General features: G+C 70.8%; 12 protein-coding genes. 3 read left to right on the top strand and 9 right to left on the bottom strand.

The genetic code is table 11. From position 1 onward, the window contains the following. Positions 1-32 precede the first annotated feature (32 nt). The 4 genes from C1N81_RS35420 to C1N81_RS35405 are packed head-to-tail and all read right to left on the bottom strand — an operon-like array spanning position 33 to position 4,925. Positions 33-1,316: an HAD family hydrolase gene (locus tag C1N81_RS35420; RefSeq protein ID WP_394435421.1), complete on the bottom strand. Its 1,284-nt coding sequence runs from the start codon at positions 1,314-1,316 to the stop codon at positions 33-35. 31 nt (positions 1,317-1,347) lie between these two features. Then, positions 1,348-2,130 carry a 3-oxoacyl-ACP reductase gene (locus tag C1N81_RS35415; protein WP_394435420.1) on the bottom strand — a complete coding sequence of 261 codons (783 nt, stop codon included), beginning with the start codon at positions 2,128-2,130 and terminating at the stop codon, positions 1,348-1,350. Further along, complete coding sequence (locus C1N81_RS35410) at positions 2,127-3,542, bottom strand: aldehyde dehydrogenase family protein (RefSeq protein WP_394438449.1); 1,416 nt, start codon at positions 3,540-3,542, stop codon at positions 2,127-2,129. Before C1N81_RS35410 ends, C1N81_RS35415 begins: the two co-directional genes overlap by 4 nt. A gap of 24 nt (positions 3,543-3,566) precedes the next feature. Further along, positions 3,567-4,925 (bottom strand): glutamine synthetase family protein, encoded by a 1,359-nt coding sequence (locus tag C1N81_RS35405; protein ID WP_394438447.1) that lies wholly within the window; start codon positions 4,923-4,925, stop codon positions 3,567-3,569. Between the two features lie 110 nt (positions 4,926-5,035). Here C1N81_RS35405 and C1N81_RS35400 point away from each other — a divergent pair, with 110 nt between their 5' ends. Continuing rightward, entirely contained in the window at positions 5,036-5,761 is a 726-nt protein-coding gene (locus C1N81_RS35400) for a FadR/GntR family transcriptional regulator (protein ID WP_394435419.1), read from the top strand. A gap of 155 nt (positions 5,762-5,916) precedes the next feature. Beyond that, a complete protein-coding gene (locus C1N81_RS35395) occupies positions 5,917-6,612 on the top strand; it encodes a gamma-glutamyl-gamma-aminobutyrate hydrolase family protein (protein WP_394435418.1) in 696 nt (231 codons plus the stop codon). 228 nt (positions 6,613-6,840) lie between these two features. Here C1N81_RS35395 and C1N81_RS35390 read toward each other — a convergent pair whose 3' ends face one another. Then, positions 6,841-7,779 (bottom strand): LysR family transcriptional regulator, encoded by a 939-nt coding sequence (locus tag C1N81_RS35390; protein ID WP_394435417.1) that lies wholly within the window; start codon positions 7,777-7,779, stop codon positions 6,841-6,843. Positions 7,780-7,849: 70 nt separating this feature from the next. Between C1N81_RS35390 and C1N81_RS35385 the strand changes: the two genes are divergently transcribed. Next, the gene (locus tag C1N81_RS35385) at positions 7,850-8,968 is read left to right on the top strand and encodes a TDT family transporter (protein WP_394438445.1); all 1,119 of its coding nucleotides are present in this window, start codon (positions 7,850-7,852) and stop codon (positions 8,966-8,968) included. 9 nt (positions 8,969-8,977) lie between these two features. Here C1N81_RS35385 and C1N81_RS35380 read toward each other — a convergent pair whose 3' ends face one another. The 4 genes from C1N81_RS35380 to C1N81_RS35365 form a co-directional block, all read right to left on the bottom strand. After that, positions 8,978-9,697 carry a helical backbone metal receptor gene (locus C1N81_RS35380; RefSeq protein ID WP_394435416.1) on the bottom strand — a complete coding sequence of 240 codons (720 nt, stop codon included), beginning with the start codon at positions 9,695-9,697 and terminating at the stop codon, positions 8,978-8,980. Between the two features lie 9 nt (positions 9,698-9,706). Beyond that, positions 9,707-10,279 (bottom strand): helix-turn-helix domain-containing protein, encoded by a 573-nt coding sequence (locus tag C1N81_RS35375; RefSeq protein ID WP_394435415.1) that lies wholly within the window; start codon positions 10,277-10,279, stop codon positions 9,707-9,709. A 211-nt stretch (positions 10,280-10,490) separates the two neighbouring features. Beyond that, complete coding sequence (locus C1N81_RS35370) at positions 10,491-13,100, bottom strand: ABC transporter permease/substrate binding protein (protein WP_394435414.1); 2,610 nt, start codon at positions 13,098-13,100, stop codon at positions 10,491-10,493. Next, positions 13,093-14,214 carry a quaternary amine ABC transporter ATP-binding protein gene (locus C1N81_RS35365; protein ID WP_394435413.1) on the bottom strand — a complete coding sequence of 374 codons (1,122 nt, stop codon included), beginning with the start codon at positions 14,212-14,214 and terminating at the stop codon, positions 13,093-13,095. The genes C1N81_RS35370 and C1N81_RS35365 overlap by 8 nt, the downstream gene beginning before the upstream one ends. Positions 14,215-14,327: the final 113 nt, after the last annotated feature.

The following is a 14,327-nucleotide window of genomic DNA, read 5'->3' as shown; positions in this document are numbered from 1 at the left end:
ACGACCGGGGTGACGGCGGGGACGCCCTTGGTTCAGTGCACCGAGTCGACCTGATCCGGTACGACCGAGCCGTCCGGCCGGTACAGCGGGCCGAATCCGCCCTCGGGCAGGTTGTAGGCGGCGGTGGAGCACGGGTAGGTCCCGGGCTTCCTCGGCAGCGGCTCGATGAACATGGGGTTGGCGACCCAGCGTCCGTCGGCGTTGTCGTAGGCCCGGCACATGATCTCGTTCTTGTTCCGGTTGAGCACGAGGTGGGCGCCGGTCGCGTCGCCGACGAAGGTCACGTCGGTGTCGGCGTCACCGCCGCCGAGGGCGATGCGCTTGCCCCAGCTCTGCTTGTTCCAGGCGGCTTTGCCCTTGACGCCGTAGATCTCCTGGTTGATCCAGCAGCGCTTGCCGTCGATGTACGGGATGGCCTCGCCCTGGGTCCTGCCGACGCCGCCGCAGCCCTCGTTGTACTTGGTGATGCGGCCCTTGCGGTCCAGTACGGAGCGGATCGCGACGGTGTGCTTCCGGTCGATGCCGACGCCGCGCGACCAGACCTCGGTCACCGGCTCGGACCCGGCGGAGACGATGTAGACGTCGAAGCCGGCCTTCTGGAGCGTACGGATGAGGTCGCGCTGCTGGGCGTAGTAGCGGACGTAGCCGGGGATGGTGTGCGTGCCCAGTTTCTGGGTGGCGCCGACGGGCGCGGCGAGGGCCTCCTTGCGGGCGGCGGCCGCGTAGGACTCCAGTTCGGGGACGGTGTGCCCGGCGAAGAGCTGCGGCACCCAGGCGTACTGGGGGACGGTGCGGCGGTGGTTCCAGTCGCCCGCGAAGGCGGCGGCGCCGCTCATCGTCTTGCCGGACTCGCGGATGTTGAAGATCTCGTCCGTGCAGTCGGTGTCGGTGGAGGTGGGCAGGGGGGCGCCGACGGGGACGCGGGTGCCGCAGGCCTTCGTCAGCGCCTTGTCGGCGTCGTCCGTCAGCCACTTGCTAGTCTTCTTCCAGCTGGCGGGGCGCAGGATCTTGTCGTGCTTGAGGGACCAGGCGATGGTCGCGTCGGTGACGTCGTTCTTGGAGACGGTGTTGTCCCAGTCGAACGCGGCGACGGGACGCGGCCCCCGGTGGCCGTTGCAACTGCCCCGTTCGTCGATCATGCGCTGGAGCTTGGCGCGGTTGTGTCCGTACCACGGCAGCTTCTTCGACAGCTGCGGACAGGCCCGGGACGTGGTGGGGGACGCGGACGTGGCGGCGGCCGCAGGAGAGACGAGAGCCGCGGCCACCAGGGAGGTGACCACGGCCGAGGTCCACGCGGCAACATTTCTGTTACGCATTCGGGGACCGTACACCGACCTGGCGTGTCCCCTACAGAGGCGTGACGTACGCGCCCGAAATGCCGCCGTCGACAAGGAAGTCGGTGGCGTTGACGAAGGCGGCGTCGTCGCTGGCGAGGAAGGCGACGGCGGCCGCGATCTCGTCGGCTTCGGCGAACCGCCCGACCGGAATGTGCACGAGACGCCGGGCGGCCCGCTCCGGATCCTTGGCGAACAGCTCCTGGAGGAGCGGGGTGTTCACCGGCCCCGGACACAGGGCGTTCACCCGGATGCCCTCCCGCGCGAACTGCACGCCCAGCTCCCGCGACATGGCGAGGACGCCGCCCTTGGAGGCGGTGTACGAGATCTGCGACGTGGCGGCGCCCATCCGCGCCACGAACGACGCCGTGTTGATGATGGAGCCCTTGCCCTGGCGCCGCATGTACGGGATCGCCGCCTTGCAGCACAGGTAGACAGAGGTGAGATTGACGTCCTGGACGCGCTTCCACGCCTCCAGGCCGGTGTCGAGGATGGAGTCGTCGTCGGGCGGCGAGATGCCCGCGTTGTTGAAGGCGATGTCGACGGAGCCGTAGGTGTCGTAGGCCGTCCTGAACAGCGCCTCGACCTGCTCGGCATCGGTGACGTCGACCGGGACGAAGACCCCGCCGACCTCCTCGGCGGCCTTCTTCCCCGTCGCCTCGTCGATGTCGCCGCAGACGACATGCGCGCCCTCGGAGGCGAGGCGGCGGGCGGTGGCGAGGCCGATGCCGCTCCCGGCGCCGGTGATGACGGCGGTGCGGCCGACGAGGCGGCGGCAGATGTTCTCTTCGCTCACAGTGCGGGGCCCTCCGTGGTTTCCGTGCTGATGAAGACGTTCTTGGTCTCGGTGAAGGCGGTCAGCGCGTCGGGGCCGAGTTCGCGCCCGAGCCCGGACTGCTTGAAGCCGCCGAAGGGGGTCCAGTACCGGACGGCCGAGTGCGAGTTCACGGACAGGTTGCCGGCGCGGACGGCACCGGACACGCGCAGGGCGCGCCCCAGGTCCCGGGTCCACAGCGACCCGGCGAGCCCGTACGGGGTGGCGTTGGCGAGGCGGATCGCGTCCTGCTCGTCGGTGAACGGGAGCAGCACCGCGACGGGCCCGAAGATCTCCTCGGTGGCCGCGGCGGAGTCGGCCGCCTCGCCGGTGAGCACGGTCGGCGGGAACCAGAAGCCGGGCCCGGTGGGCGCGCTGCCCCGGATGCCGTCGGCGGTGTCCGGCACCATGCCCCGTACGCGGTCCAGCTGGTGGCGTGAGATGAGCGGCCCCATCTGGGTCTTCTCGTCCAGCGGATCGCCGACGACGACGGCGCCGACCGCCTCCGTGAGCAGCGCCGCGCACTCCTCGTGGATCGATTCCTGAACGAGGATGCGGGTGCGGGCGCAGCAGTCCTGGCCTGAGTTGTCGAGGAAGGAGAACGGGTCGAGGGCGCGGGGCAGGTCCGCGTCGGCGAAGACGATGTTGGGGCTCTTGCCGCCGAGTTCGAGGGTGACCGGCTTGACCTGCGCGGCGCAGCGCTCCATGACCTCGCGGCCGGTGCGGGTCGACCCGGTGAAGACGATCTTCGCCACGTCCGGGTGGTCGACGAGGGCGCGGCCCGCGACGCTCCCGTGTCCGGGCACGACCTGGAAGAGGCCCTCGGGCAGCCCGGCCTCAAGAGCGAGTTCGGCGAGGCGGAGGGCGGTCAGCGGGGTCGTCTCGGCGGGTTTGAGGACGACGGCGTTGCCCGCCGCGAGGGCGGGGGCCGTGCCCCATGCGGCGATCGGCAGGGGGAAGTTCCAGGGGGCGATGACGCCGACGACGCCGAGGGGTTCGCGGAAGGTGACGTTCCAGCCGCCGGGGACGGGGATCTGCGCCCCGGTGAGCCGCTCGGCGCCACCGGCGGCGTAGAGGAGCAGATCGCGGACGTTGCCGGCCTCCCAGCGGGCGTTGCCGATGAGGTGCCCGGCCTCCTGGACCTCCAGCCGGGCCAGCTCTTCGACGTGTTGGTCGACGGTGTCGGCGAAGCGGCGCAGGAGGCGGGCCCGGTCGGCGGGTGCGGCGGCGGCCCAGGCGCGCTGGGCGCGGACGGCGCGGGCGACGGCCGCGTCGACGGCTCCGGGGTCGGCGGCGGGGACGGACGCGACGACCTCTTCGGTCGCGGGATTGAGTACCTCAAGTGCCGCCTGTGACGACGGAAGGGACGAGGGAAGGGACGAGGGAAGGGACACCGGACGGGACAACGGGGGCGCTCCTCACATGCGTTCGAAGGAGCGGCGCAGCTCCCAGTCGGTCACCGCGGCGTCGAAGGCGTCGGTCTCGACCCGGGCCATGTTGCGGTAGTGGGCGACGACCTCGTCGCCGAACGCGGCCGCGGCGATGGAGCTGTTCTCCCACAGTTCGGCGGCCTCGCGCAGGGTGGTGGGCACGTGGTCGTACCCGGCGTCGTAGGCGTTGCCCGCGCAGGGGTCGGGGAGGTCGAGCTCGTGCTCGATGCCGTACAGGCCCGCCGCGACGAGGCCCGCGACGGCGAGGTGCGGGTTGACGTCGCCGCCGGGGAGCCGGTTCTCGAAGCGGAGCGAGGGGCCGTGGCCGACGACGCGCAGGGCGCAGGTGCGGTTGTCGTGGCCCCAGGCGACGGCGGTCGGGGCGAAGGAGCCGGGCTGGAACCGCTTGTAGGAGTTGATGTGCGGGGCGTAGAGGAGGGAGAAGTCGCGCAGGGCGGCGAGTTGCCCGGCGAGGAAGTGGCGCATGACCTGGGACATGCCGTCCGGGCCCGCCATCACGCTCGTCCCGTCCTCATCGGTGAGCGAGAGGTGGATGTGGCAGGAGTTGCCCTCGCGCTCGTTGTACTTGGCCATGAAGGTGAGCGAGACGCCTTCCTGCGCGGCGATCTCCTTGGCGCCCGTCTTGTAGATCGCGTGCTGGTCGCAGGTGACGAGGGCGTCGTCGTAGCGGAAGGCGATCTCGTGCTGGCCGGGGTTGCACTCGCCCTTGGCGGACTCCACGGTGAGGCCCGCGCCCGCCATCTCGTTGCGGATGCGGCGCAGGAGGGGCTCGATGCGGCCGGTGCCGAGGACGGAGTAGTCGATGTTGTACTGGTTGGCCGGGGTGAGCCCGCGGTAGTTGGCGTCCCAGGCCTGCTCGTAGGTGTCCTTGAAGACGATGAACTCCAGCTCGGTGCCGGCCTGGGCGCGAAGACCGTGCCCGGCGAGACGCTCCAGCTGGCGGCGCAGGATCTGCCGGGGCGCGGCGACGACGGGCGAGCCGTCCTCCCAGGCGAGGTCGGCGATGAGCAGGGCGCTGCCGGGATGCCAGGGGATGCGGCGCAGGGTCGCCAGGTCGGGGCGCATGGCGAAGTCGCCGTAGCCGCGGTCCCAGGACGACATCGCGTAACCGTCGACGGTATTCATCTCGGCGTCGACGGCGAGCAGGTAGTTGCAGCCCTCCGTGCCGTGGTGCAGGACCTCGTCGAGGAAGAAGCGGGCGGCGAACCGCTTGCCCTGGAGCCGCCCCTGCATGTCGGGGAAGGCGAGGACGACGGTGTCGATCTCGCCGCCCGCGACCAGGGCGTGCAACTCCTCCACGCCGAGCGGGGATGTGCGGTCCGCCACGCTGCGGTCTGCCACGGAAGAAACCTCCTTGGGTCCCGAGGGTCCCTTGGGTCGGCCGGGAGCCATAAGGTATTGCGGCAGACCATTGCTTGGGAAGGGGACCGGTCCGTATGGCGCACACGGACGGCGAGGGCGGCCTCGGGACGGTGCTGCGCCCGGTCCGGGCGGGCAACGGGTTCGAGGAAGCCCTCGAACAGATACTCCAGGTCGTCCGGCTCGGCCTCGTCCCGGACGGCGAACGCCTGCCGTCGGAGCGGGAGTTGGCGGACCGCCTCGGCATCAGCCGGGTCACCCTGCGCGAAGTCCTGAAGGTGCTTCAGGAACAGGGCCTCGTCGAGTCGCGGCGCGGACGCTACGGCGGCACCTTCGTGCTGCCGCGCTCCGGCGCGGCCGGCGAGGACGAGCTGCGGCGCCGCGTCGAGGGCGTCGACATCGAAGACGTCCTGCGCTTCAGGGAGGTCCTGGAGGTGGGCGCGGCGGGCCTGTGCGCGGCGCACCCCCTCGACGCGAAAGGGGCCGGGCGGCTGCGCACGGCGCTCGCCGCCACGCACGACGCGCCGCTCGCGCACTACCGCCGCCAGGACACCCTGCTCCACCTGACCCTCGCCGAGCTGTCCGGCTCCCCGACCCTGGCCGCCCAGTACGCGGCGGTCCGGGCCACGCTGAACGACCTCCTGGACTGCATCCCCCTGCTCGTCCGGAACCTGGAGCACTCCCAGCGCCAGCACACCGCGCTGGTCGAGGCGGTGCTCGACGGGGACGCGGACGGCGCGCGGGAGATGACGCGCGAGCACTGCGGCGGCACGGCGGCGCTGCTGCGCGGCTTCTTGACCTGAGCACCGTTCCGCAATGGTGTGGAGCCATGCCAATGAGGTGCCCGCATGCTGAACGCCCCGGTGGCCCGCGCGACGATCACCTACGCTCTGAGCCCGGCCGGACCGGAGAAGACCGCACCGCACGCAGCACGACCGAGGTTGGGGAGCACGGCACCATGGTGAGGCCTCTGATAGGCATCAGCACCTATCTGGAGCGGCAGACCCGCTGGGGTGTGTGGGAGCTGCCCGCGGCGCTCCTCCCGGCCGGCTATCCCGCACTGGTCCAGCGCTCGGGCGGGCTCGCCACGATGCTGCCGCCCGACGACCCGGCGCAGGCCCCCTCGGTGGTCGCGCGGCTCGACGGCGTGATCGTCGCGGGCGGCCCCGACGTGGACCCCGACCGCTACGGCGCCGCACGCGACCCGCGCACGGGCCCGCCCGCGCCGGAGCGGGACACCTGGGAACTCGCCCTGATCCGGGCCGCCATGACCTCCGGCACCCCGCTGCTCGGGATCTGCCGCGGCATGCAGCTCCTGAACGTGGCGCTCGGCGGGACGCTGACGCAGCACCTGGACGGCCATGTGAAGGAGGTCGGCACGTTCGGCCGCCACACCGTGACCCCGGTCCCCGGCACCCGCTACGGCGAGCTCGTCCCGGAGCCCTCGGACGTCCCGACCTACCACCACCAGGCCGTCGACCGCCTGGGCCGCGGCCTGGTCGCCTCGGCGTACGCGGCGGACGGCACGATCGAGGCGGTGGAACTGCCCGGCATGACATGGGTGATGGGCGTGCAGTGGCATCCGGAGATGGGCGAGGACAGCAGGGTGACGGAGGGCCTGATCCGAGCGGCATCGGCCCCACACGGCTTCTGACCACTGCAAGCCCCTCCGCCGTTTAAGCCCTTCCGCCGTTCGAGCCCCTCCGCCCGTTCAAGCCCTTCCGCCATTCAACCCCCTCCGCCGCTCAACCCCCTCCGCCGCTCAACCCCCTCCGCATTCAAGCCCCTCCGCATTCAAGCCCCTCCGGCGATTGAGGAGCGGGGTCCGGGGCAGAGCCCCGCGACCCGAGCCGCAACCCCGCCGCCCCGCGAAACCCCCCGCTCAACGAGACCGCGTCAACCCGAGCAGATCCCGCGCGGGCCCCACAGGAGGATGCCCCGTCGGCCAGACGGCCCGCAGATCCCGCGCCAGGAGAGCCCCCTCCATCGGAACCCGAACAAGCCGCCGAGAGGCCAACTCCTCCCCCACCGCCAACTCACTCAAGACGGAGGGCCCGGCCCCACTCACGGCGGCCGCCTTGACCGCCGTGGTCGAGGACAACTCGATGAGCGGCCGGGCCAGCCCGCCGAGCGCAGCGTCGAGCACCTGCCGGGTCCCCGACCCCTCCTCCCGGAGAATGAGCGGCGTGGCGGAAAGCTCCTCCGCCGTGAGCGGCCGGCGCCGCCGCACCCAGGGATGGCCGGGCGCGGCCACGACGATCAGATGGTCATGGGCGATGACGGTCGCGTCGAGCCCGGCCGGGACCGAGAGCCCCTCCACGAACCCGAGATCCGCCTCCCCGGCGAGCAACCGCTCGGCGACCGCCGCCGAGTTCCCGGCGAGCAGCGACACCGCCGTGTCGGGCCGCGCCGCCCGCAGCGCGATCAGCCAGCGCGGCAGGAGGTACTCGGCGATCGTCATGCTGGCGGCGACCCGCAGCCGCGAGTCCCGCCGGTCGCGCAGCGCCTGCGCCCCGGCGTCGAACTCCTCGGCCGCCTCCACGACGCGCCGCGCCCAGTCCGTGACCAGGGCGCCCGTCGCGGTGAGCCGGGACCCGCGCGGCGAACGGTCGACGAGGGCGAGGCCGAGCTGCCGCTCCATGGACCGGATCCGGCTGCTCGCGGCGGGCTGGGTGATCCCGAGTTCGCGCGCGGCGCCCCCGAGGCTGCCGAGCCGCGCCACGGCGAGCAGCAGTTCGAGCGCCCCGAGGTCGGGAACGCGGTGCGCGAGCATGCCCGGCGGCTGTGCGGGATCCGTGGGCTCGCTGCGCTCCTTGCTCATAAAGGCAGCTTATGCCCCCATAGTGACGACGTCCCTGGTGGGCCCGGTGCCCGCGCGCGACGGTGGATGCATGGTCACCGCCGCCCACCCCACCGCAGTGTCAGCGCCTCGCGCCATCGCCGTCCGCCACCTGGGCCCGAACTGGTACGCGGCCGTCATGGGCACCGCCATCGTCGCGAACGCGGGCGCGACCCTGCCGCAGGGCTTCCCGGGACTGCGTACGGCGTGCACGGCGATCTGGGCCCTGTCCTTCGCGGCACTGCTGGCCGTGCTCACCGCGAGGGCCCTGCACTGGACCCACCACCGCGACCAGGCGCGGGCGCACTTGCTCGACCCGGCGGCGGCCCCGTTCTACGGCTGCCTGTCGATGGCGCTCCTCGCGGTGGGCGGCGGCACGCTGCTGGTGGGCCGGGACTGGATCGGCGTCGAGGCGGCGCTGGCGATCGACACGGTGCTGTTCACCGCGGGCACGCTGACCGGACTGGCGGCGGCGGTGGCGATCCCCTACCTGATGGTGGTGCGGCACCGGATCGGGCCGGGCCAGGCGTCCCCGGTATGGCTGCTCCCGGTGGTGGCCCCCATGGTGTCCGCCGCGCTGGGCCCCCTGCTCCTCCCCCACCTGCCGCCCGGCGCGTGGCAGCAGACGTTGCTCCTGGCCTGCTACGCCATGTTCGGCATGAGCCTCCTGGCAACGCTCGTGATGCTGCCCCTGATCTTCGCCCGCCTCGTGACGACGGGCCCGCTCCCCCTGGCCCTGACCCCGTCGCTCTTCCTCGTCCTCGGGCCCCTGGGCCAGTCGACGACGGCGGCCAACAAGTTCGCGGACGCGGCGCCCGGCGTCCTGCCCGCGCCCTACGCCCACGGTTTCGAGGCGTTCGCGATCCTCTACGGCGTGCCGGTGACGGGCTTCGCGCTGCTGTGGCTGGCGCTCGCCGTGGCGCTGGTGGCGCGGGCACGACGCGGCGGCATGGGGTTCTCGATGACGTGGTGGGCGTTCACGTTCCCGGTCGGCACGTGCGTGACGGGCGCCGAGGGCCTGGCCGCCCACACGCACCTGCCGGTCTTCGACGTCCTGGCCGTCACGCTCTACGTCGCCCTGGTGGCGGCCTGGGCGGTGGCGGCGCTGCACACGACGCGGGGCGTACTGAACGGCCGCCTCCTGGCCCCGCCCACCCCGGCAAGGGCCTGACTCACCGACTCACTTCTCGCCCGCGGCGCTCAACGCACCGGAAAGCACCCGCACCGCCTCCCCCAGCGACGGCCCGTACCAGGTCAGATGGCGTCCACTGACGAGCGCGGCGGGCACGTCGAACGCCTCGGGCCCGTCCTCGGCGGTGAACCGGTAGGGCTCGTCGGGCAGGACCACGAGCTCCGCCCCGACGGCCCGCAGCTCATCGAGCGGAATCCGGGGATACCGCTCGGCATGACCGGCGTAGACGTTCTCGACGCCGAGCCTGGCGAGCAGATCACCGGCGAAGGTGTCCCGCCCGAGCACCATCCAGGGCCGCCGCCAGACGGGGACGACGGCCCGCAGGCGCCGCTCGCCGGGGACGACGGCCGACCAGGCGGCCTCGGCCTCGTCGAGCCAGCGCGGCCGCGAGGAGACCCCGCAGGCGCGGAGCAGCCGATCCAACTCACCCCAGGCGTCGGACAGCCGCCGCACCTCGGTGACGAGCACGGCGACCCCGGCGGCGCGCAGGGCGTCCAGATCGGGCTCCCGGTTCTCCTCCTCGTTGGCGACGACGAGGTCGGGCCGGAGGGCGACGACGGCGGCCACGTCGGGATTCTTGGTGCCGCCGATCCGCGCCACGTCGAGCCCCACGGGATGGCCACACCAGTCGGTGGCCCCCACCAGCGCACCCGGCACGCTCACCGCGACGGCCTCGGTCAGTGACGGAACCAGGGAGACGACACGCACGACGGGCGGCTACTTCGGTCCGGGCTCGTCGACCGCGTCGATGTGCTCGGCGACCGCCACGACGAGGACCCGGGCCTCGGCCACGGTCGCCCGCCACCGGTGCCGTACGCCACCGGTCAGATACAAGGTGTCGCCGCGCACGAGCCGGTAGGCGCGTCCCTCGGCCTCCACCTCGACGGCGCCCTCGGTGACATGCATGAGGACGTCATTGCGGAGCTGGAACTCGCGCCCCGGGTCGTGGTCGCCCACGAACTCCTGGGCGTGCATCTGGTGGTGCCCGCGCACGAGGGACCGTACGACGGGGTCCTTGCCGTCCTCGACGCTCGTGTCGTCGGCGCGTACGAGGTCGACGGTGCGGGCGGGATCGGCGGCGGCGAGGAGTTCGACGGCGGTGGTGCCGAGGGCGTCGGCGACCTTCTCCAGGGAGCGCTGGCTGGGCCGGGCCCGCTCGTTCTCGACCTGGCTGAGGAAGGGCACGGACAGGCCGCTGCGCTCGGCGACGGCGGCGAGGGTCAGTTCGAGCGTCCGGCGCCGGCGCCGGACAGCCGCGCCCACGCGCAATGACTCCTTGTGCTCGTCCATGGGTCCGCTCCCTCCCACCGCATTGCTCTGCTCGTTTGAAGGCACCCTACGCATGTTCGTCCGACAGTTTCATACGAGCGCGGTAAGCGGTGGGTCACGATCAGGGCGTCCCGGGTCACGGAACGAACGAAAGGTGGGTCCCCCCGCAGCCTCTGCTACGGCGGAACCCACCCTTTCGTTCACCCGCGAGGGGTTCGATCACCCGCCAGGGTCAGGAAGCGGTCATCCGCTTCTCGACGTCCTGGTGCGTCTCGAGCCACGCGGAGACGGCCTTCTCCTCCTGGCCCTGACCGCGCTTCTTGATCTCGGCCTCCAGGCCGCCCAGCTCGTCCTCGCTCATCTTGAAGTTCTTGAACCACTTCGTGAGCTGCGGGTACTCGCCGGGGAACTCCTTGTTGGCGATGGTGCGGATCGTGTTGCCCTCGCCGAACTTCTTCTTCGGGTCGGCCAGCTTGGTCAGCTCGTACTCGCTGTACGCCCAGTGCGGTGACCAGAGCACGACGGCGACCGGCTCCTTCTTGGCGTAGGCGCGCTTCAGCTCGGCGAGCATCGCCGGCGTGGAGCCGTCGACGACCTTGTACTCCTTGTCGAGGCCGTAGCCGGGGAGCACCTCCTTCTTCAGGAGGCTCATCTCGCCGGTGCCCGGCTCGATGCCGATGATCCGGCCGTCGAAGGTGTCGGCCTTGCCCTTGAGGTCCGCGAGGGTCTTGACGCCCTTCACGTACGACGGGACGGCGACTTCGAGCGAGGTCGGGCTGTACCAGCTGCCCAGGTCGACCAGCTTGTCCTTGCTCTTGTCCCAGTAGTTGCTCTGGGCGTGCGGCAGCCAGGCGTCGAAGTTCACGTCGAGGTCACCGCTGGCGAGCCCGGTGTAGACAGGGCCCACGTCCATCTGCTTCAGGTTGAGCTTGTAGCCGCGCTTCTCCAGAACGTTCTTCCAGAGGTAGGTGACGGCGACATCCTCGTCCCAGGGGAACCAGGCGACGTTCACGGGGTCCTTGGAGTCGCTGCCGCTGTCCTTCTTCTCGACAGGGGCGAACTTGTCGACGACACCCGGGTTGGACTTCAGCCACGCCTTGACAGCGTCCTGCTGCTTGCCCTTGCCCGCCTTGTTGATCTCGGCCTCAAGGGACGTGAGCTGCTTCTCGCTCATCTTGAAGTCCTTGAGCCACTTGGCGACCTCGGGGTTGTCACCGCCGAAGCCCTTGCGGGCCAGCGAGTGCACACCGTCGCCCTTGCCCCAGACACCCTTCGGGTCCTTGAGCTTCTTCAGCTTGTAGTCGTTGTACGCCCAGTGCGGCGACCAGAGCGGCACGACGATCGGCTTCTTCTTGGCGTAGGCGCGCTTCAGCTCGGCCAGCATCGCCGGCGTGGAGCTGTCGACGACCTTGTACTCCTTGTCGAGGCCGTACGCCTTGAGCACCTTGCTCTTGAGCAGCCCGGTCTCACCGGCGCTCGCCTCGATGCCGGTGATCTTGCCACCGAACTGGGCGCCCTTGCCCTTGAGGTCGGCGAGGGAGTCGATTCCGTCCATGTAGGCGGGCACCGTCAGCTCCAGGGACGTCTCGTCGTACCAGGCACCGAGGTCCTCGAGGTCCTTGCCGTACTTCTTCCAGTACTGCGCGTGGGTGGTCGGCAGCCAGGAGTCGGTCTCGAAGTCGACGCTGCCCTGGGCGAGCGAGGTGTAGAGGGGGCCCGCGTCGAACTGCTTGGCCTCGACCTCGAAGCCGCGCTGCTCCAGGATCTCCTTCCACAGGTACGTGGAGGCGACGCCCTCGTCCCAGGGGATGTAGCCGATGGTGATCTTCTTGCCCTGCCCGACGTTCGTCCCGTCGTCGGAGGCGGTGGACGTGGAGGACCCACCGAAGATCCCCATGCCGCCGGCGACCAGAGCGAGCACGACCACACCCACGACGGCGACGACGGGCCGCGGCCGGTAGGACCAGATCTGCAGCCCCTGCGCGGCGCGCATCTTGGCGAGCGCGCGGCGGCCGAGCGGGGAGACCTGCTGACCGAGCGAGCTGGTCATGCGGTCGAGGTAGATGGCCAGGATGACGATGGCGATGCCGGACTCGGCGCCCAGACCGACGTTCAGCTGACCGATGGCCTCGTTGACGTCGGCACCGAGCCCCTCGGTGCCGACCATGCCCGCGATGGCGGCCATGGACAGGCCCAGCATGATGACCTGGTTGACACCGGCCATGATGGTCGGCAGCGCGAGCGGCAGCTGCACCCGGAGAAGGGTGTTGCCGGGCTTCGTACCGAACGCCTCGGCGGCCTCGACCAGCTCCTTGTCGACCTGGCGGATGCCCAGCTCGGTCATGCGGACGCCCGGCGGCACCGCGAAGATGAGCGTGGCGACGATGCCGGCGGGAGCCCCGGAGCCGAAGAAGAGAATGGCCGGGATCAGGTAGACCATCGCGGGCAGCGTCTGCATCAGGTCGAGCACGGGCCGGAACAGCCCGCTGACCCGGTTGGACCGCGCGGCCCAGATGCCGAGCGGCACACCGATGATCAACGCGATGAGCGTCGAGACCAGCACCAGCGACAAGGTCTGCATGGCGTGGTCCCACAACTCGAGGTTGTCGATGAACCACAGGCCGACGAAGGTCAGCACGGCCGCCAGGGTGCCGCGGAGCCAGAAGGCGATGACGGCGAAGATGCCGACGAGCAGCAGCGGCTCGGGCGCCTGGAGGACATCGGTGATGCCGGTGTAGACGCCGTCGAAGCAGGTCTTGAGGAAGTCGAAGAGCCATGCCATGTGGTTGAGCAGCCACTCGACCACATCGTTGACCCAGTCACCGAAGGGGATCCTAGGCACCGGCGTTCACCTTCTCGACCGGACCGTCACCTTCGCCGCGCGAGGCGGGGACGGCATCGCGCGTTTCCGCGCCGTCGTCACTCTCCACGGACTTCATGGGTTCACCGAGCACGGCGAGCAAGCGCTCGCGCGGCACGACGCCCACCAGCTCTCCGCCCTCGCCGGTGACGGCGACGGGTATCTCGCTGGTGGAGCAGGGCGTGAACAGCTCGATGATCGGCGTGTCCTCGGCGACCGTCGCCGGCGCGTCGGAGACCCGGTACCCCTCGCCGGGGGTGCCCATGATGGCGCCCGCGGTCAGCACACGGGAGCGGTCGACGTCCTGCGTGAAGGAGGCAACGTAGTCGTCGGCCGGAGTGACAAGGATGTCCTCCGCGGTACCGATCTGGACGATGCGCCCGTCGCGCATGACAGCAATACGGTCACCGAGCCGCATGGCCTCGTTGAGGTCGTGCGTAATGAAGACGATCGTCTTCTTGAGCGTCTTCTGCAGATCGAGCAGCTGGTCCTGCATGTCGCGCCGGATCAGCGGGTCGAGCGCGCTGAAGGACTCGTCCATCAGCAGCAGATCGGCATCGGTCGCGAGCGCGCGGGCCAGCCCGACACGCTGCTGCATACCGCCGGACAGCTCGTCGGGGAAGGACTTCTCCCAGCCCTCGAGACCGGCGAGGCGCAGCGCCTCGTTGGCCCGCTCCTCGCGCTCGGGGCGCGCCACGCCCTGCACCTCGAGCCCGTAGGCCGCGTTCTCCAGGACGGAGCGGTGCGGGAAGAGGGCGAAGTGCTGGAAGACCATGCTGATCTTCTTGGAGCGGACCTCGCGCAGCTCGCGCGGGGACAGCTCGGTGAGGTCGTCGCCGTCGAAGCGGACGTGTCCCGCCGTAGGCTCGAGGAGTCCGTTCAACATCCGCAGAAGCGTGGACTTACCGGATCCCGAAAGACCCATGACGACGAAGATCTGGCCGGGCTCCACCGTGAAAGACGCGTCGATCACGGCAGCCGTCGTGCCGTCGGCGCGCAGTTCCTCACGGTCGGCTCCGCGGCGGAGTTTCTCCACCGCCTCATCGGGTCGTCTGCCGAACACCTTGTACAGGTCTTCGGCTTCAAGCCTGGACACATACACCTCTCGGGTCGAACCAAGACGGCCCGCCTCCCCCGCCGGCGGGCCGTGGTGCGGTACGGGGTCTGCCCGTGTTCGTCCGGTGACGCATTCAATAGTTGAACGTGTGA

The organism is Streptomyces sp. SGAir0957 (assembly GCF_043523415.1).
The sequence above is the reverse complement of the archived record's forward strand: the minus strand, read 5'-3'. Positions and strand labels throughout refer to the sequence as shown.

Excerpts from the sequence above, each read along its gene's own strand:
- C1N81_RS35385 (WP_394438445.1), top strand. The coding sequence starts at position 7,850 with ATGGTCACCGCCGCCCACCCCACCGCAGTGTCAGCGCCTCGCGCCATC.
- C1N81_RS35375 (WP_394435415.1), bottom strand. The coding sequence starts at position 10,279 with ATGGACGAGCACAAGGAGTCATTGCGCGTGGGCGCGGCTGTCCGGCGC.
- C1N81_RS35420 (WP_394435421.1), bottom strand. The coding sequence starts at position 1,316 with ATGCGTAACAGAAATGTTGCCGCGTGGACCTCGGCCGTGGTCACCTCC.
- C1N81_RS35400 (WP_394435419.1), top strand. The coding sequence starts at position 5,036 with ATGGCGCACACGGACGGCGAGGGCGGCCTCGGGACGGTGCTGCGCCCG.
- C1N81_RS35395 (WP_394435418.1), top strand. The coding sequence starts at position 5,917 with ATGGTGAGGCCTCTGATAGGCATCAGCACCTATCTGGAGCGGCAGACC.
- C1N81_RS35390 (WP_394435417.1), bottom strand. The coding sequence starts at position 7,779 with ATGAGCAAGGAGCGCAGCGAGCCCACGGATCCCGCACAGCCGCCGGGC.